The 16,046-nt window shown below is 72.4% G+C and carries 16 protein-coding genes; 10 read left to right on the plus strand and 6 right to left on the minus strand.

From position 1 onward, the window contains the following. Window positions 1-173: 173 nt before the first annotated feature. The gene (locus HAV39_RS11065; protein WP_191839093.1) at window positions 174-872 is read left to right on the plus strand and encodes an ATP-dependent Clp protease ATP-binding subunit; all 699 of its coding nucleotides are present in this window, start codon (window positions 174-176) and stop codon (window positions 870-872) included. A 111-nt stretch (window positions 873-983) separates the two neighbouring features. Here HAV39_RS11065 and HAV39_RS11070 read toward each other — a convergent pair whose 3' ends face one another. The 4 genes from HAV39_RS11070 to HAV39_RS11085 all read right to left on the minus strand — a co-directional run bounded on the left by HAV39_RS11070 (window position 984) and on the right by HAV39_RS11085 (window position 7,052). After that, complete coding sequence (locus tag HAV39_RS11070) at window positions 984-4,229, minus strand: lamin tail domain-containing protein (RefSeq protein WP_425321544.1); 3,246 nt, start codon at window positions 4,227-4,229, stop codon at window positions 984-986. Window positions 4,230-4,346: 117 nt separating this feature from the next. After that, on the minus strand, window positions 4,347-5,006 hold the full coding sequence (locus tag HAV39_RS11075) for a hypothetical protein (RefSeq protein ID WP_191839095.1): 660 nt from the start codon (window positions 5,004-5,006) through the stop codon (window positions 4,347-4,349). A gap of 52 nt (window positions 5,007-5,058) precedes the next feature. After that, the gene (locus HAV39_RS11080) at window positions 5,059-5,487 is read right to left on the minus strand and encodes a hypothetical protein (RefSeq protein ID WP_191839096.1); all 429 of its coding nucleotides are present in this window, start codon (window positions 5,485-5,487) and stop codon (window positions 5,059-5,061) included. Between the two features lie 68 nt (window positions 5,488-5,555). Next, window positions 5,556-7,052: a peptidase M16 family protein gene (locus tag HAV39_RS11085; RefSeq protein WP_191839097.1), complete on the minus strand. Its 1,497-nt coding sequence runs from the start codon at window positions 7,050-7,052 to the stop codon at window positions 5,556-5,558. Window positions 7,053-7,229: 177 nt separating this feature from the next. Between HAV39_RS11085 and HAV39_RS11090 the strand changes: the two genes are divergently transcribed. Both HAV39_RS11090 and HAV39_RS11095 read left to right on the plus strand, forming a co-directional pair. After that, on the plus strand, window positions 7,230-8,237 hold the full coding sequence (locus HAV39_RS11090) for an LPXTG cell wall anchor domain-containing protein (protein ID WP_191839098.1): 1,008 nt from the start codon (window positions 7,230-7,232) through the stop codon (window positions 8,235-8,237). Window positions 8,238-8,366: 129 nt separating this feature from the next. Next, window positions 8,367-8,957 carry a hypothetical protein gene (locus tag HAV39_RS11095; protein WP_191839099.1) on the plus strand — a complete coding sequence of 197 codons (591 nt, stop codon included), beginning with the start codon at window positions 8,367-8,369 and terminating at the stop codon, window positions 8,955-8,957. A 12-nt stretch (window positions 8,958-8,969) separates the two neighbouring features. Here the strand turns inward: HAV39_RS11095 and HAV39_RS11100 are convergent, their stop codons facing one another. After that, a complete protein-coding gene (locus tag HAV39_RS11100) occupies window positions 8,970-9,812 on the minus strand; it encodes an alpha/beta fold hydrolase (protein ID WP_239120718.1) in 843 nt (280 codons plus the stop codon). Window positions 9,813-9,873: 61 nt separating this feature from the next. Here HAV39_RS11100 and HAV39_RS11105 point away from each other — a divergent pair, with 61 nt between their 5' ends. Then, window positions 9,874-10,674: a TetR/AcrR family transcriptional regulator gene (locus tag HAV39_RS11105; RefSeq protein WP_191839100.1), complete on the plus strand. Its 801-nt coding sequence runs from the start codon at window positions 9,874-9,876 to the stop codon at window positions 10,672-10,674. 60 nt (window positions 10,675-10,734) lie between these two features. Here HAV39_RS11105 and HAV39_RS11110 read toward each other — a convergent pair whose 3' ends face one another. Next, window positions 10,735-11,343 carry a TetR/AcrR family transcriptional regulator gene (locus HAV39_RS11110; RefSeq protein WP_191839101.1) on the minus strand — a complete coding sequence of 203 codons (609 nt, stop codon included), beginning with the start codon at window positions 11,341-11,343 and terminating at the stop codon, window positions 10,735-10,737. A 70-nt stretch (window positions 11,344-11,413) separates the two neighbouring features. Here HAV39_RS11110 and HAV39_RS11115 point away from each other — a divergent pair, with 70 nt between their 5' ends. From HAV39_RS11115 to HAV39_RS11135, 6 genes are all read left to right on the plus strand, one after another. After that, entirely contained in the window at window positions 11,414-12,010 is a 597-nt protein-coding gene (locus HAV39_RS11115) for a peroxiredoxin-like family protein (protein ID WP_191839102.1), read from the plus strand. Window positions 12,011-12,102: 92 nt separating this feature from the next. Next, window positions 12,103-12,561: a hypothetical protein gene (locus HAV39_RS11120; RefSeq protein WP_191839103.1), complete on the plus strand. Its 459-nt coding sequence runs from the start codon at window positions 12,103-12,105 to the stop codon at window positions 12,559-12,561. An 86-nt stretch (window positions 12,562-12,647) separates the two neighbouring features. After that, the gene (locus tag HAV39_RS43605) at window positions 12,648-12,725 is read left to right on the plus strand and encodes a putative leader peptide (RefSeq protein WP_360656391.1); all 78 of its coding nucleotides are present in this window, start codon (window positions 12,648-12,650) and stop codon (window positions 12,723-12,725) included. A gap of 160 nt (window positions 12,726-12,885) precedes the next feature. After that, entirely contained in the window at window positions 12,886-14,301 is a 1,416-nt protein-coding gene (locus HAV39_RS11125) for a sulfatase family protein (RefSeq protein ID WP_191839104.1), read from the plus strand. 60 nt (window positions 14,302-14,361) lie between these two features. Next, on the plus strand, window positions 14,362-15,330 hold the full coding sequence (locus tag HAV39_RS11130) for a formylglycine-generating enzyme family protein (RefSeq protein ID WP_191839105.1): 969 nt from the start codon (window positions 14,362-14,364) through the stop codon (window positions 15,328-15,330). 52 nt (window positions 15,331-15,382) lie between these two features. After that, on the plus strand, window positions 15,383-15,886 hold the full coding sequence (locus tag HAV39_RS11135; protein WP_191839106.1) for a potassium channel family protein: 504 nt from the start codon (window positions 15,383-15,385) through the stop codon (window positions 15,884-15,886). The last annotated feature ends 160 nt before the right edge of the window (window positions 15,887-16,046 follow it).

Raw genomic sequence — 16,046 nt, forward strand, 5'->3', positions numbered from 1 at the left:
GCCCTGTGCTACCTGGGAAGAGGCTGCGCCAAGCATGGCGCACGCCGGCCACCGGCGGCCTGTTCGACCGGCCGTGGCCTGCCCTGATTCCAGAACCGACACGCCGGCAACCCGAGCCGGCATCGTCAACCCAGGGTTGACGATGCCGGTGCCGTCAACCTAAGGTTGACGGCATGGCTGAGACACCACGACTCGACGACCTCATCGACGTCATCAAGAAGCGCCACCCCGACGGCGACACGCTGCAGCAGCTCAGCGACGCCGTCGTGCTGGGCCAGCACCTCGGCGAACTCGCCGACCACCTCATCGGGCACTTCGTCGACCGCGCCCGCCACTCCGGCGCGTCCTGGACCGACATCGGCCAGAGCATGGGCGTCACCAAGCAGGCCGCCCAGAAACGCTTCGTGCCCAGGGAGTCCGACAACAGCTCCGAGTCCGACCTGCGCACCTTCGCCCGCTACGACGACGCAGCCCGCCAGGTCCTGGTGCTGGCTCAGCAGGAGACCATGGCCGCCGGACACGAGCACATCGGCCCGCAGCACCTGCTGTCGGCCATGCTGCGCAACCCCGCCAGCCCCGGCACCCGCGCCGTCGAGGCCACCGGCACCGTCGAGGCGGTACGCGCCGCCCTGGACGAGCGCTTCCCGGCCACCGGCACCCCGGGCACCGCCCCCGTGTCGTTCGCCCCCCAGGGCAAGAAGGCCCTCGAACTCACCCACCGCGAGGCCCTTCGCCTCGGTGACGAGCACATCGGCACCGAGCACCTGCTGCTCGGCATCCTCGACCTGGCCGAAGGCGACACCGTCGACCTGCTCGCCCGCTGCGGCGTGACCAGGGAAAGCGCCGAGTCCGCGCTCGCCGGACTCCGCTGACCTCCGCCGTAGGCGTCGCCGCAAGTCCTGTCCGACCCGTGCACGGCGGCCTCGGCGGATACGACGTGGGGCCGGGGCGCTGTCGCGCACCCGGCCCCACGTGCCCCACCGCTAGTTCGTGATGGTGCCCCGGCCGACGATGTCGGCGAGGTCGACGGCGCGCGGGTCGGCCACGACGCCGAGCCACAGCTGCTCAGCGGGCTCGGTCACCTTGTCCTTCCTGGTCTCGACCGGGAAGGCCACCGAGACCTGGCCCGCCGGGATGGTCCGGCAGCCCAGGTACGGGGTGAAGTCGATCAGGATTCTGGCAGTATCCGGCACGGTCGCACCGCACACGCTCAGATCCTGGGACAGCGGCCGCGACAGCGTCACCGTGAACGCCAGCGGCTGCCCCTCGACGGCGGTCGCGTCCGAGACCCGCAGCGAGGCGCGGGTGCGGAACACGGCCACCTGCGGGTCGTGGTCGCTGGCGCCGCGGGCGCCGTCACCGTCGTAATCGGCGGCCCAGTCGGCGTTGATGTGCGCCGCCCGGATCTTCACCAGGTCACCGTAGAGCTCGTCGTTGACGAACAGGTGGTCCAGCGTCTGCGCCTGGCCCTGGAAGACGTACGAGTAGGCGCTGCCGGGGACCTGTGCGGCCAGGTCGGCCCACAGGTTGTGCAGGCCCAGGTCGTACAGCGGCTTGAGCTGGTCCGACGGGGTGTCGCTGTCGGACATGGCGATCGGGTCGTCCGGCCGTGGGAACACGTTCAGGTCGCCGCCGTACACCACGCGGGCGTGCGGGGACGCCGCCTCGATCGCGGCGACGATCGCCGCGCCGTAACGGGCCTGCTCGGTGCGCTGACCGACCCGCGCCTGCGGGGTCGACGAGTAGTGGTTGGAAACCGCCCACAGCTCGTACGTGTCCGCGCTGCCCGGCTGCGCCGCGACCGTGAACCGGGCCACCTGCGGGGCACGGGTGAACACGTTCGACCCGTCCACGCCGGTCGACGTGTCCACGTCGGCGGGCAGCACCGCGTTGAGCGACTTCGGGTTCTGCACGTCGGCGTTGTAGCCCAGCGCCGCCGACCGGAACTCGACCCCCGGCGTCGCCGTCAGCACCGCCGACGGCGCGGCCAGGGCCAGCCGGTCCGTGCGGTACAGGAACCCGGCGACGATGCCGCGCACGTCCGAGCCGTCCCGGTCGTACGCCGCGTCGTAGGCCGGACCGCCCGCCGCGGCGACCGCGAGCGCCAGTTCCTGCAGCGTGTCCGGCTTGCCGTCGGCGTTGTTGACCTCGCCGCAGACCAGCGCGCCGCCGGTGACGGTGCAGATGTCCTGGTCCTCGGCCTCCTGCACGAGCAGCAGGTCGGGGCCGTGCAGGTCGTTTGCGATCTGCGAGGCCAGCGCGCCCAGGTGCGCCTGGTAGTCGGCCTCGTTCAGCGGCACGTAGTCGAACGGCGGCGAGACGCCCGGGCAGCCGGAGTTGCCCAGGTAGTCGCAGCCGTCGAACGGGTCGTCGCGGAAGTCGTACAGGTTCTCCACGTTGTACGTCGCCACGGCCAGCTCGCGGTCGCGGTTGATCGGAGCCGGAGCGCTGTTGGCCGACGGGTCCGCGCCGGCGCCGAAGGCGGCGGAGGCGACCTGGATGCCGTACTTGTCGAAGGAGAAGTTCAGACCGCCGACCGCGTCCGCGGTCAGCACGTCGAACGTGTGCGCCGGCGGCAGCAGCGTCGCGGTGTCCTGCGCGGTCCACTTGACGCCGGTGGTGCCCAGCATGATCCGGGTGCCGTTGCCGTCGTCGAAGACGTGCGCGGTGTCGTTGTCCATCGGGTGCGCGTCGCGGTAGACCCGCCGGGTCAGCGGGTCGGTGCGGTCCAGCAGCGGGTCGTCGACGTCGAGGACGTACACCTCGGAGTCGGCGGTCGACGCGAACACATCCCGGCCGCTGGCCGCGACGCTGCCCGCGCGCACGCGCAGCTGCTCGCCCTCGTGGCGCTCCCAGAACCGGTTGGCCGCGGCGAGGTCCTGCGGCGGCGTGGCGTTGGTGACCGCGGTGTCGGTGACCCCGGACTCGATCACGCGGACCAGCGACGCCGAGGACAGCTGGGTCATGAAGAAGTACTCCGAGACCCGCGCCCGCAGCACGACCTCGTCGCCGACGGTCGGCACGTAGCCGCCGATCAGCGAGGAGAAGCCGCCCATGAACACGAAGATGCCGTCGGAGCTGGTCGGGTCGCCGTCGGTGTTGCCGGTGCGCGACTGCAGGTAGAAGCCGTACTGCGCGGCGCCGGCCGCGGTGCGGGCCAGGGTGCGCTGGGTGATCACGCCGCGGACGTCGTACAGCGTGCTGCTGGTGCCCGTGCCGGTGGCCGGGGCCAGCGGCGAACGATCCTGCACGCCGTTCTCGGCGTCGGTGGTCGGGCCCTGCACCTCGCCGACGGTCAGCACCCGGTTGACGGTGACGGTGAAGCCGCACGTCGAGGTGGTGCCGTCGAGGTCGGTCGCGGTCATCGTCAGCGCGTACGAGCCGGACGGCAGGCCCGCGTCGGCGGTGACCGTCGCGGTCGCGGTGCCGCCCGCGGCGGTGGCCGGGGTGAACGCGGTGCGGGTGATCGAACCCGCGGCCGGGGCCGGGGCGATGTTCGTGATGGCGAGGTCGACGATCGTGTCGTCGGCGTCGGTCGCGGTGACCGCGCGGACGCCCGCCTCGCCCTGCGCCACGGTGAGCGCGCCGCCGCAGGTCAGGGTCGCGGGCGCGTCGACGGGGCCGCCGCCTGCGCTGTGCGCGCCGAGGCCGTCGACGGTGTCGGTGGCGTAGCCGACCCAGCCGGTCGCCGGGTCGAACGCGTCGCCGGTCTCGGTGTCGCCGAGTGACACGGCCGCGTCGCGGCGGATGGTGTTGTCGGCGGTGCTCGTCAGGCCGGTGCCCCACTCGGTGCCGGGGTCGGTGCCGACCTGGCCGAGCGAGTCTACGACCGGGCCGGCCGCGCCGCCCTTGCGCAGCACGATCGCGTCGTCGCCGTTGTAGAAGCTGGCGGCGCTGGTCTGGTCGGCCTGCGCCAGGATCGCGGCGTTGGCGCTGGCGTGGGCGAGCACGAACACGTCACCGTCGGCGACCGTGCCGGTCAGCGCGATGGTGCCGCCGGCGGTCGTCGCGCCGTTGAAGTAGAACTGCACGACATATTGCCCGGCGGCCAGGTCCACGGCCGAGCCGGTGCCGTTGTAGAACTCCAATGCCTTGTTGTTGGAGCTGCCCTCGACGTACTCGGAGATGAGCAGGTCGGTCGGCGCGGCCAGGGCGGCGGGTGACGCCGCGGTGAATCCGGCCAGCACGGCAAGCACAACAGCGGCGCGCAAAGTGCGACGCATCGATATCCTCCCGGGGTTTAGGAGGATGACCCTACTGGCCGGTCACGAAGAGGTAAACCCGGCTCGATGACTCCCGGGTGAACAGTGTGGACGTACCGTGAGCCGCTGCAGGTCACGGCGTCGTCACCGCCCGGGAGCCGGTTGGCGTCCGGCACAGCCGCCCTGCCCGCCGGTCACGATGAGTGTCGGGCCGTCGAAGTCGGCGGTGCCGGACCGGCCGTCCCGCAAGCGAATGGTCACCTGGCTCGGGCCGGTGAACTCGACCCGTTCCAGGGGCACTCCGTAGCTGTCGCCGTCGGGTTCGGCGAAGCAGTCGATGGTTTCCTGGGCTTCCCGGCTGAACAGGCCCGCCCGCGACCGCAGCCACAGCTGGGGGCGGCCGAAGAGGACGTCGTCCCGGCTGACCACTTCGAACCGGCCGTCGGCGGAGACCGCGACGGTCTGCGCCCGCTCATTGCGCCTGGTCACCGGGTCGAGCTCCCCGCTGACGTGCCAGCTGCCCATCGCGCACAGCGTCACGACGGCCGCCGCCAGGTATCCGGCTCCGCGGGCGGGGGCCTCGCGGAGTCCGAACACCGGTCCGGCGCCTGCCATCAGCAGGCCCGACAGGCAGATCAGCACGAAGCCGATCGTGTCGCCGTCATCGAGCAGGACCGCCCACAGCCCCGGATCACGGATGATCGCGACGACTGTCACCAGCAGGAACACGGCAAGCAACCACATCACCGCGCCCAGCACGGACCGCATCCCGCTGCGGACCCGCGGCGTCCCGTCCGGCGTCATCGCGCCAGCCTGCCAGCTGGCGGCCCGCCGCGCTGCCCCGGAACCCGCGGTGTCAGGCGTGCTGCTCCCGGGCGAGCGCCCGGTAGGTGAGCACTCCGGTGACGGCGAAGTAGAAGGCCATCATGGCGAACATGCGGGCGAAACCGGCCGGGTCGGGAGTGCCGGGTTTGACGCCGGTCACCATGGTGAGCAGCGTGCCGGCCAGCGCCAGGAACCACACCACCACCGCCCAGCGCGGGGCGCCGCTGAGGAACCACCGCACGTGGAACCACATGGCCAGCGGGCTGTTCCGGTTCGGCTGGCGACGGATCGACATGATCATGCCCGGCAGGATGACCGGCACGACGAGCCAGAACGAGACGAGGGCCGTCGTGCCGTCGCCCGTGCTCGTGGGCAGCCAGCTCCAGACCGCCAGTGCGGCGCACGCGGCGGCGACCGCCACCGAGGCACGGTACAGCCAGGTGATGTTTGTCGAGGTCACGGGCATGATCGTACGAGTGGTGTCAAATCCTCGACGGCCCGCGCGGGCCGTCTGACCTGCGGCTGGGCTCAGTCGTGCGCGATCCGGTGCCGGCGCGGCGGCACCCGGGTGACGAGCTTGTCGACCCCGGTGAATCCGCTGACGTCGACCAGGCAGCCGTGGCCGACGTCGCCGAGCAGGGTCTCGCCCCGGCGCTGGATCAGCATCGCGTCGCGCATCGCGAAGGTGTGCACCGTGCCGTCGGCCGCGACGAGGTGGCACGCGTCGTCGCCGAGCACGAGCCCGTCCTTCGCCCCGCGCAGCCGCCGGGCCAGCGACGGGCGCAGCAGCTCGCCCTGCGGGGTGTACGAGCCGGTCGGGCAGCCGGTCCGGGCCATCCCGTCGAGCGAGGGGTCCACGCCGTTGGGGACCACCAGCAGCGCTGACGGCAGCCACGCGACCGCGGCGGCCCGTACGTCCGCCGGACCGAGCCGGGCTGCGGCCGCCACCTGGGCCTGGCCGAACTCGTCGGACACGTCGAGCAGCTCCCGATGCCCGGCGTCGACCAGCGGCGCCTGCGCGTGCGCCTGCTCGGCCGAGTCGAGCACGCCCAGGCGCTCCAGCTGCCCGCGCAGCTGCGGGTCCTCGGCCGGGGACCGGGTGAACCGGGTGACGATGCCGTCCAGCTCGGCGGGCGACGGTTCCTCCACGGCCAGCCGCCGCAGTTCCTGCCACAGGATCCGGGCCGCGAGCGCGCTGTCGCGCTGCCTGGCCTTGCCGCGCAGGTGCAGGCTCAGGCCCAGTTCCAGGCGCTCGTCGCCGACCGGGGTCGACCATTCCGTGGACCAGGCTTTCACGGCGGCGCGCTGCAGCGCCGCGTCGACCCGCGTGCCGAGCAGCCGCATCAGCAGGAACGCCTCGGGTCCGGCGGTGGCTCCGACGGCGATGGCGGGGGCGACGACCTCGTCGGCGTACCAGGCCGGTCCCGCGGAGCCGCGCACCGGCGATGTCGCGTGGGCGGCGCGCGGCCCGGCCGGCAGCGGCAGCCGCAGTTGGGCCGGTGGCGGGCCGGTGCAGGTGAGCACGGCGTTGCCGGCGGTGAACCAGCGGGCCAGGTGGGCGCGGACCTCGTCGGCGGTCAGCCGGTGCGGGTCGACGGCGGGCCAGCGCAGCAGGCCGGGGCCGGTCGGGCCCAGGCGGCGTGCCAGCAGCGACGCCCACGGGTCGCGTACCGCGTCGTCGAGGTCGAGGTCCAGTTCGCTCGCCCGGTCGGCGGGGTCGAGCTGCTGCGCGGTCAGCGCCAAGCCGCTCAGGTCCGGGTTCTCGATGAGCGCGGCGAGGTCGTTCAGGTCCTCGGCGACCTGGGCGGGGTCTCCGGTCAGGGTGAACGACGTCTCGAGCAGGCCTGCGGTCTCGTCGGGCTCCGCGAGCAGGCTCAGCAGCAGGTGCCGGGCGGCCAGGTGGGTGATGCCGAGCTGGTCGACGTCCTCGTCGCGGGCGCCTACCGCGAATGCCAGGGTGGCCGTGAAGTCACCGGGCATTTCCTGCCAGAGGAGCCGTACGGTGTCGATTTCCGCCCGTCGCATGCGCGGATAGTACGAGCCCGGGTCAACCTAAAGCCGACCTACATGTCACCTGAGCTGGCCGAACGGCGTGACGAGGCGACCTGACGGGCCGCGAGGACGGACCGCCGACGTGATCAACTCAGGGTGCCGGCCGGGCAGGATCACCGTGCACACTGCTGATCAACCCTCGGAGCGAAAATGAACAAGCGCGGGCGCATCGCGATCATCGCGGGCGCGGTGCTGGCCACCGGAACCATCGGCTTCGCCGCGATCCCGGCGCTGGCCGACGACAAGCCGGACGCTCCCTACAACGTCGTGCTGCAGGAGTCCCACCAGGGCAGCGAGGCCGACGACTTCCGCCAGGACTGCACCGAGGTCGGTGCCATCGGTGACAGCAAGGACGGCTGGGTCTTCAACTCGCCGTCGAACGAGTTCGACAAGGTCCTGGGCGTGAAGGCGACGTTCTCCGACGACGGCCGGACGATCGTCACCTTCATCCGCACCGGCGACGCGGACGCCTACCCCGACGGCTTCGCCAATGCCGCGAACCCGCACCTGGCCTGGGTCGTCGTGCCGCACGGCTGGGAGCTGGTGACCGCCCAGGCCAAGCTGACGGCCAAGACCAACGGCAACGGCGAGGACAAGCTGAAGCTGGTGGTCACGCACACGTGCGCCGGCAAGGACACCCCGCCGCCCGCGCCGAGCCCGTCGGCCTCTCCCTCGCCGGAGCCGAGCACCTCCCCCTCGGCGTCGCCGCAGGCCAGCCTGTCGCCGTCGCCTGAGGTGAGCACCTCGCCGTCGCCCGAGGCGAGCCTGTCGCCGTCGCCTGAGGTGAGCACCTCGCCGTCGCCGGAGGGCAGCCTGTCGCCGTCACCGGAGGCCTCGCCGGAGACGTCCCCCTCGCCGGAGACGTCTCCGGAGCCCGAGCAGTCCCCCGAGCCGAGCCTGTCGCCTTCGCCGCAGGCCAGCACGTCGCCCACCGCCGAGCTCAGCGCCTCCCCGTCGCCGCAGGTCAGCGGCTCTCCGTCGATCAGCCCTTCGCGCGGTGACTCGCCCTCGGTGTCAGCCAGCCCGTCGCCGGAATCCGGCACGTTGCCGCGTACCGGCGCCCCGCTGGCCGGGATCTCGCTGGCCGGTGTCGCGCTGGTCGGCCTGGGCGCGGTCCTGCTGGTGTCGGCGCGCCGCCGTCGCGAGAGCACCGTCTGAGCTGTCACCGGCGTGTGAAGGAGGGCTCCCCGGACACCACGGGGAGCCCTCCGCTCGTATACCGGCAGGTCACAGACTGCGCGTCCGGCCAGGACACAGGCGGCGGCCCCAGGCCATACCCTCATCGCCATGCGAAACCCCTTCCGCGCGCTCCACCCCCGGCAGTTCCGCGGCCTGCGGCTGTTCCTCGTCATCACCGTGGCCGCCCTGGCGGCGGGGCTCGCGGGCTCCGCGCTGCTGCCCGCCGAGCACCGCGGGCTGGCGGTCGGGCTGATCCTCGCCGCCGGCGTGACCGCGGGCTGGTTCGCGCTGTCCGGCTTCCGTCCGGTGTGGACCGCGGTGGCGGCGGTGATGGGCTTCCTGTTCGTGGTGATCGTGCTGCGCGAGACCGGGCCGAGCCTGCTGCAGCTGCGCGGCGGGCAGGTGGAGGCGCAGGTCATGTCCGTACGGGAGAGCAGCGGGTCGGCCGACCGCTACCACTACGCGATGGCCGCCCACTCCGGCCGTGCCGTCGGCGGCGAGCTGACCGTCGACGAGAACACCTACCGCATCGGCGAATCCGTGACCGTGGTCGAGGACCCGGACGGGTTGGCGCATCCGATGCTGCCGAGCCAGCTGACCGAGCACCGGCAGAGCTGGCTCGCGGTCACCGTGCTGTACCTGGTCACCGCGGTGCTGTGCCTGCTCGCGGGGCGGCCGCGGCGGGTGAAGGCCGACTGACGGGACCGCCGTTCAGATCCTGGCCGCGAGCCAGGGGCGCAGCACCGGCAGCACGGCCGCGGCCTGCATGGCCTGCATGTGGTCCATTCCGTCGAGGACGGCGACGTCCCAGCCGAGCGCTTCGAGGTCCGTGCGCTCACGCAGCACCGGTCCGGCGATGTCGACGGTGACGCCGCCCCACTGCTCGGCGTAGTCCATGGTGTCGGCGGAGCCGACGACGCAGAGCCGCGGGCAGGTCAGCGACGGCTGGGCGGCGCGGTCGTCGAAGTCGCGCAGTGCTTCGTACAGGGTGACGAACTGCCTGGTCTGGTCGACGGTCGTGGTGACCGAGACGGTGGACCAGTCGCCGGGCACGGTCTCGGTGGGCGCGGGCGGGTGCTGCACGGCCGCCAGGGATGCCGCGTGGGCGGCGGTGGTCACCGCGAGCATGGCCGCGTACGGGCCGCCGACCGGCGGGTAGCCGCCCATGACCAGCGCGGACAGCCGGTCGGTGCGCAGGGCGAGCTGCTGGCCGAGCAGGCCGAGCCAGGAGTAGCCGTAGTAGGCGAAGCGGTCGGCGCCGGCCGCGTCGGCGACGGCGAGCAGGTCGCGGGCGGCGTTGGCGGGGGTGAGGGTGTCGGGTTTGGGGTGTGCCATGACGTGGCCCTCGTAGTCGACGGTGACGACCCGGAACCGGTCGCGCAGCCCGTCGGTCAGGGACCGGCCGAGTGCCGGGTCGGCGCCCCAGGCGCGCATGGCCTCGGCTTTCGGGCCTTCTACCGGGGCCGGGGCGGGTAGGAGCAGGACGGGTCCGTCGCCGTGCACCTCGAACTCGATCATGCTGCCGTCGTGCAGTGTCGCGCTTGCCATCATCATCTCCGTATGCTGTAAGGCGATCCCCGGACAGACATTAGCTTACGATGTACGGAGTTGTCACATGACGTTGTACGGCGGCCAGGGCGACCCGGCCCGGACCATGGCACTGCTGTGGCGAGCCCACTCCCCCGCCGCCGAGGACCGGACACGCACCGGCCGCACCGCCCCCGGCCCGAAACAGGGCCTCACCGTCGACGCGATCATCGAAGCCGCCATCGCCGTCGCCGACGCCGACGGCATGGACCGGCTGTCCATGCGCGCCGTCGGCGAACGCCTGGGCACCTCGGCGATGGCGCTCTACACCTACGTGCCGAGCAAGCGCGAACTCGTCGACCTGATGTACGACCACGCCCACGCCGGCCTGCCCGACGTCTACCGTGTCGACGGCGGCGTCCGGCCCGCGGTGCTGGCCTGGGCGGACGACCTGTGGGGCCGCTACCTGCGCCACCCGTGGCTGCTGCAGGTGTCCTACGCCCGGCCGGTGCTCGGCCCGCACGAGCAGGCCGTCCTCGAATCACTGCTGGCCGTCCTCGATGCGGCCGGCCTGCCGCCACGCAAGCTGCGGCCCGCCGTCAGCGCACTGTTCCACCTCGTCCGCGGCGCCGCGCAGACGGCCACCGAGGGGTTGGCCGCCGCGTCCGCGACCGGCACCTCCGACCAGCAGTGGTGGACCGAACGCTCCGCGCTGCTCGCCCGCCTGGCGCCCGACTTCGCGCAACGTTTCCCGCACTCGACGGCGCTGGCCGGATCCTCGTCCACCTCGCACTACGACCCGGTCCGCCTGGCCAAGGACGCCCTCGACGGCGGCCTGCACCTGCTGCTCGACGGCCTGCTCCCCGCCGCCGACACCAGCGCCGCCTGATGCCCGCCGCTCGCGCCGGGGGCGGGTCCGCCCGCCGCGAGCGGGAGCCTCGGGAGCGGGTCAGGGGGTGAGGCCGCGGAGCACGAGGGCGAGGCCCTCGCCGAACTCGCGCTGCGGTGACACGTTTCGCGCCGTCACGGCCGTCTCGGCCAGGTACGGATACTGCTCGCCGAGCGCGGCCAGCGCCTCGGTGCCGGGACCGGACAGCGGCCCGAGCCCCTCCGCCTGCAGCGCACCGACCAGGTAGGCCAGCAGCGCCCGGAACGCGATGACGCGTCGCTCGCCGGAGAATCCCGCCCCCGCCATGATGCCCAGCAGCGCCTCGCCGCTGCGGCGTACGCCCGGCGAGGCGTGCCGGTGCACCAGCAGCAGCGGCACCACGGCGGGGTGCGCCTGCACCGCCGACCGGATGCGTTCGCAGAGCGCGACGACGCGCTCCTGCCAGGTGGGCAGGTCGGGCACGGTGAAGTCGACACCGCCCAGCACCAGTTCCACGACCAGCCGTTCGAGCTGCTCCCGGTCGCTGACGTAGCGGTAGAGCGACATCGTGCCCATGTTCAGTTCCTGCGCCACCGTGCGCATCGTCAGCGCGGCGAGGCCGTCGCGGTCGACCACGGCGAGGGCGGCGGCGGCGAGCTGGTCGGTGGTGAGGGATTTCCTGCGGGGCACGGCTTGACAGCGTACAAGATACGCTTATAGCTTCGTAGGCGTACGTTGTACTCTTACGAAGGGCGCACTCATGGCCAAGTTGGCAGCAGGCGACCGGGCACCCTGGCTCGACCTCACCACCGTCACCGGCGAACCGGTGCGATCGCCGGACCCGGACCGCCTCGTCCACCTGCAGTTCCGGCGCTTCGCCGGCTGCCCGATCTGCCACCTCCACCTGCGCGCCTTCGCGCGCGCCGCGGACCGACTCACCGGCGCGGGGGTCCGCGAGATCGTGTTCTTCCACTCCGGGGCTGACGAGCTGCGCGAACACGTACGCGACCTGCCCTTCGCCGTCATCGCCGACGGGGACAAGCGGTGGTACCGGGCGTTCGGCGTCGAGGCCGGGGCACGGGCGCTGCTCGATCCGCGCGCCTGGCCGGGGATCGTGCGCGCGGTGACGGCGGCCCTCTGGCTCCTGCCCTGCCGCAAGGCGCATCTGCCCTCGGCGAACCCGTCCGGCGGCCGCCTCGGCCTGCCCGCCGACCTCCTCATCGGACCGGACGGCACCGTCCTGGCCGCCAAGTACGGCACGCACGCCGACGACCAGTGGAGCGTCGAGGAGGTGCTCACCCTGGCTCGCACCGCCGGTCGCGCCGTCACCGCGGCACAGGCCCGGCCGGAGGAGTGAGCCGGCCCAGGACGACCGGCCCCTTGCCGCGCGTCGGCCGATCGGCGATGATGACCCGTCGTTGATCACCTGACGGGGAGGGTGTGTTGGTCATGCTTCGGGTCCTGGGCCGCGGCGCGCTCGTCGGCATCGCCTCCTTCGCCGTCGCCGGCGTGGTCAGCCTCCTGCTCGGCGACGCGCCGGCGGGCTTCGACGCCGCGCACGACGTACTGGTCCCCGTGGTCGCGATGGTCACCGCTGCAGTGGCGGCCTGGCTGCTGAAGCTGCGCCAGCCGGTGCTCGTGCCCGTCCTCGGCCTGGCCGTCAACATCGCGGTGAACCTGGTGCTGAGCTGGATCGTGACCAGCGCGATGACCGACGACGAGGGCGTGCTGCACCTCGACCGGCAGCCCTTCGACCTCAGCGGATCCCCGCTGGGCGAGCTGCTGTCGCTGCCCGGCCCGCTGCTGGGCTGCGCGTACCTCGTCCTGCTCGCCATGGTGGGCGCCGCGATCGCCGAGAAGGTCGCGAAGGCCAACGCCGAGATCGACGCCTCGGCCCGCCGCCGCTGACGCCTCCGCAAGCTGTTAACACAGTTTCAAATGACGAAATATTGAGTTTCTTGAGATCCTTGAGGGTCCTTTCTAGGCTCGGTCACATGGAGCGCAGGCCCTTGTTCACGGCCCGCCGGCACGTCGATCTACGACGGCAGGCGAGCGCGCTCTGTCTGCGCTGACCTGCGCGTTCACGCCGCCCACGGGCGGTTGAACGCCCGCGCTGCTCCTCCCGGCCGGGTGGCACCGCCACCGCCCCCCCCACCCCCACCGCACAGTGTCACGCCGCGCACCCATGCCGCGCGGCGTGACGCCGCCGTGCGCGTACGAAAGGAAAGGCCCATGTCCGAAGGCACCTCCTCGCTCAAGCGGCGCACGTTCCTCGCGGCGTCGGCCGCGGCGGGTGCGACCGCGGCCGCCGGCTGGCCCGCGGCCGCCGCGCAGGCCGCCGACACCAGGCCCAACATCCTCGTGATCGTCACCGACGACCATCCGAAGGGGACCGCCTGGGCGATCCCGAAGACCCGGGCCTGGCTGACCGGCAACGGCGTCGAGTTCACCCGCGGGCACGCGACCACGCCGCTGTGCGCGCCGGGCCGGTCCTCGATCTTCACCGGCCAGTACGCGCACAACCACGGCGTACGCGGCAACCAGCACGCCGCGAACCTGAACCACCACTCGACCGTGCAGCGCTACCTGCAGCAGGCCGGCTACCGCACCGGCCTGTACGGCAAGTACCTCAACGGCTGGGACGTCGACGACAACCCGCCCCATTTCGACGAGTTCGCGGTCCTCGCCCCGCCCACCTACACCAACGGCACCTGGAACGTCGACGGGACCGTGCAGACGATCAACAACTACACCACGACCGTGGTGAAGAACCGGGCCCTGAAGTTCCTCGACCGCACCGCCACCGACTCCCGCCCCTGGTTCCTCTACCTCGCCCCGTACGCCTCGCACGGCCCGAACACCCCCGAAGGCAAGTACGCCGACACCGCGGTCCCGGCGTGGGACGGCCGCCCGTCGGTGCCCGAGGCCGACCGCAGCGACAAACCCGGCTTCGTCCAGGACGCCACCGGCACGCTCGACGACGGCCGCAACATCCGCACCAACCAGCTGCGCACCCTGCTGTCGGTCGACGACGCCGTGCAGGCCGTGCACGACAAGCTCGAATCCCTCGGCCAGCTCGACAACACCCTGGTGTTCTTCATCGCCGACAACGGCTTCGCCTGGGCCGACCACGGCTGGACCAAGAAGTCCGTGCCCTACACCCCCGTCGTCGAGGTGCCGTTCTTCGTGTCCTGGCCGGCCGGCGGCCTGGACACCGGCGCCGACGACAACCGGCTCGCCGCCAACATCGACATCGCGCCGACCATCCTCGACGCCGCCGGCATCACCCCGGACGCCCAATACCCGCAGGACGGGCACTCGCTGCTCGGCCCGCACCGGCGCGACCACGTGCTGACCGAGTTCTTCAAGCACGGCACCGGCACCGGCGGCCCGCACACCTGGGCGTCCTACATCGGGGCGAACAAGCAGTACACCGAGTACTACCAGCTGCACACCGACGCCAACGGCCTGCCGACCGGCTCCGGCGCGATCCTGTTCCGCGAGTACTACGACCTGGTCAACGACCCGCACCAGCTGACCAACAAACTGCACGACGCCACCCCGGCGCAGGAGCAGGCGCTGGGCATCCCCGCGCTGGCGGCACAGCTGGCCGCCGACCGCGTCAGCTCCGGCAGCACCGCACCCTGACCTGACCCGAACTGCCCGGCGGCGGGCGCGTCCGCCGCCGGGCAGCACGAAGGGACCACCATGGCCGAACACCCACCCGCCTGCTGCGCACCCTCGGCCGGCAGCGCCGGACCCGCCCTGCTCACGCTCACCGCGAGGCCACGACCAGCACACCCAGCCGCTGGTACGCCGTCGCGGGCCGCCGCGCGCACCGTCGCCATACCCGGCGGCAGGTTCCTGATGGGCACCGACGACGCCGAAGGCTTCCCCGCCGACGGCGAAGGCCCGGTCCGCCAGATCGAACTGAGCCCGTTCCGCATCGACCCGACCACGGTCACCAACGCCCAGTTCGCCACCTTCGTCAAGGCCACCGGGCACGTCACCGACGCCGAGCGGTTCGGCTTCTCGTTCGTCTTCGACGGCTTCCTGCCGCCGCAGCTCGCCCGGCAGGCGCAGCGGGTGCAGGCCGCACCCTGGTGGGCGGTGGTGCCCGGGACCGACTGGCGCCACCCGCACGGGCCCGGCTCCGACGCCGGCGCGCTGCAGAACCATCCCGTGGTGCACGTCTCCTGGCACGACGCGCAGGCCTACTGCGACTGGTCGGGGACCCGGCTGCCGACCGAGGCCGAATGGGAGTACGCCGCCCGCGGCGGCCTGGAGCAGGCCCGCTACCCGTGGGGCGACGAGCTGACCCCCGGCGGGCGGCACCTGTGCAACATCTGGCAGGGCGACTTCCCGACCCGCAACACCGCCGCCGACGGCCACCTCGGCACCGCCCCCGTCAAGGCCTACCGCCCCAACGGGTACGGCCTGTACAACGTCGCCGGCAACGTGTGGGAGTGGTGCGCGGACTGGTTCAGCGTCGACTTCCACGTCACCGGCCCGCGCCTCGACCCGACCGGGCCTGCCGAGGGCACATCACGGGTCATGCGCGGCGGCTCGCACATGTGCCACGAGTCGTACTGCAACCGCTACCGCATCGCGGCCCGCTCGGCGAACACACCCGACAGCTCCGCGGGCAACATCGGCTTCCGCGTCGCCGCCGGCTGACCGCCCGCCGCGTCGTGGGCCGAGGCGACACCTCGTGGGCAACAATAGCGACATGTCGGTCATTCGGCGGCACCCGATCGTGCAACCGCTGATCAACAGCGTCCTGCTGCTCGTCGTGTACTTCGTCGTGCCCACCGACAGCGGCCACGGCACCGTGCCACTGATCATCCGCGCCCTGGCGACGCTCGTCGGGCTGGCCGCCGCCGTGATGCTCATCGTGCGCCAGGTCCGCCGTCAGCTCGACGTCGCCGAAGCCCCTCTGACAGGCCTGCTTACCACCCTGGTCGGCGGGGTCCTGTTCTTCGCCCTCGCCGACTATCTCGTCGCGGTCAACGCGCCGGGCGAGTTCGTCGACCTGAACACCCGCGTCGACGCGCTGTACTTCGCCCTGTCGACGCTGGCCACGGTCGGGTTCGGCGACGTGCACGCGCAGGGCCAGGTCGCCCGCGCGCTGCTGATCGTGCAGATGCTGTTCAACGCCGTCGTCATCGCCACCGGCCTGTCCGTGGTGTCCAAGCAGATCGCCGCCCGCGCCCGCGAGCGCCGCAACCGCTGACCGGCAGCGGCTGGCTCCCCCGGGGCGCACCGGCGGGACAGACCTTCGACGTGTGCCCCGAGGACATCCTGCGGCGGGTACGGCGCAGCCACTACTCTCACGGTCCGCCCAACCGGAGCCGTCGCCGCACCCGTCGACCGGGTGAGTGCGACTACCGGAG

The organism is Catellatospora chokoriensis (assembly GCF_011297315.1).
GTDB classification, from domain to species: domain Bacteria; phylum Actinomycetota; class Actinomycetes; order Mycobacteriales; family Micromonosporaceae; genus Catellatospora; species Catellatospora citrea.

Bases quoted from the DNA above. Each gene is read 5' to 3' on its own strand.
- HAV39_RS11065 (WP_191839093.1), top strand. From the start codon at position 174: ATGGCTGAGACACCACGACTCGACGACCTCATCGACGTCATCAAGAAG.
- HAV39_RS11075 (WP_191839095.1), bottom strand. From the start codon at position 5,006: ATGACGCCGGACGGGACGCCGCGGGTCCGCAGCGGGATGCGGTCCGTG.
- HAV39_RS11085 (WP_191839097.1), bottom strand. From the start codon at position 7,052: ATGCGACGGGCGGAAATCGACACCGTACGGCTCCTCTGGCAGGAAATG.
- HAV39_RS11090 (WP_191839098.1), top strand. From the start codon at position 7,230: ATGAACAAGCGCGGGCGCATCGCGATCATCGCGGGCGCGGTGCTGGCC.
- HAV39_RS11095 (WP_191839099.1), top strand. From the start codon at position 8,367: ATGCGAAACCCCTTCCGCGCGCTCCACCCCCGGCAGTTCCGCGGCCTG.
- HAV39_RS11100 (WP_239120718.1), bottom strand. From the start codon at position 9,812: ATGATGATGGCAAGCGCGACACTGCACGACGGCAGCATGATCGAGTTC.
- HAV39_RS11105 (WP_191839100.1), top strand. From the start codon at position 9,874: ATGACGTTGTACGGCGGCCAGGGCGACCCGGCCCGGACCATGGCACTG.
- HAV39_RS11115 (WP_191839102.1), top strand. From the start codon at position 11,414: ATGGCCAAGTTGGCAGCAGGCGACCGGGCACCCTGGCTCGACCTCACC.
- HAV39_RS11120 (WP_191839103.1), top strand. From the start codon at position 12,103: ATGCTTCGGGTCCTGGGCCGCGGCGCGCTCGTCGGCATCGCCTCCTTC.
- HAV39_RS43605 (WP_360656391.1), top strand. From the start codon at position 12,648: ATGGAGCGCAGGCCCTTGTTCACGGCCCGCCGGCACGTCGATCTACGA.
- HAV39_RS11125 (WP_191839104.1), top strand. From the start codon at position 12,886: ATGTCCGAAGGCACCTCCTCGCTCAAGCGGCGCACGTTCCTCGCGGCG.
- HAV39_RS11130 (WP_191839105.1), top strand. From the start codon at position 14,362: ATGGCCGAACACCCACCCGCCTGCTGCGCACCCTCGGCCGGCAGCGCC.
- HAV39_RS11135 (WP_191839106.1), top strand. From the start codon at position 15,383: ATGTCGGTCATTCGGCGGCACCCGATCGTGCAACCGCTGATCAACAGC.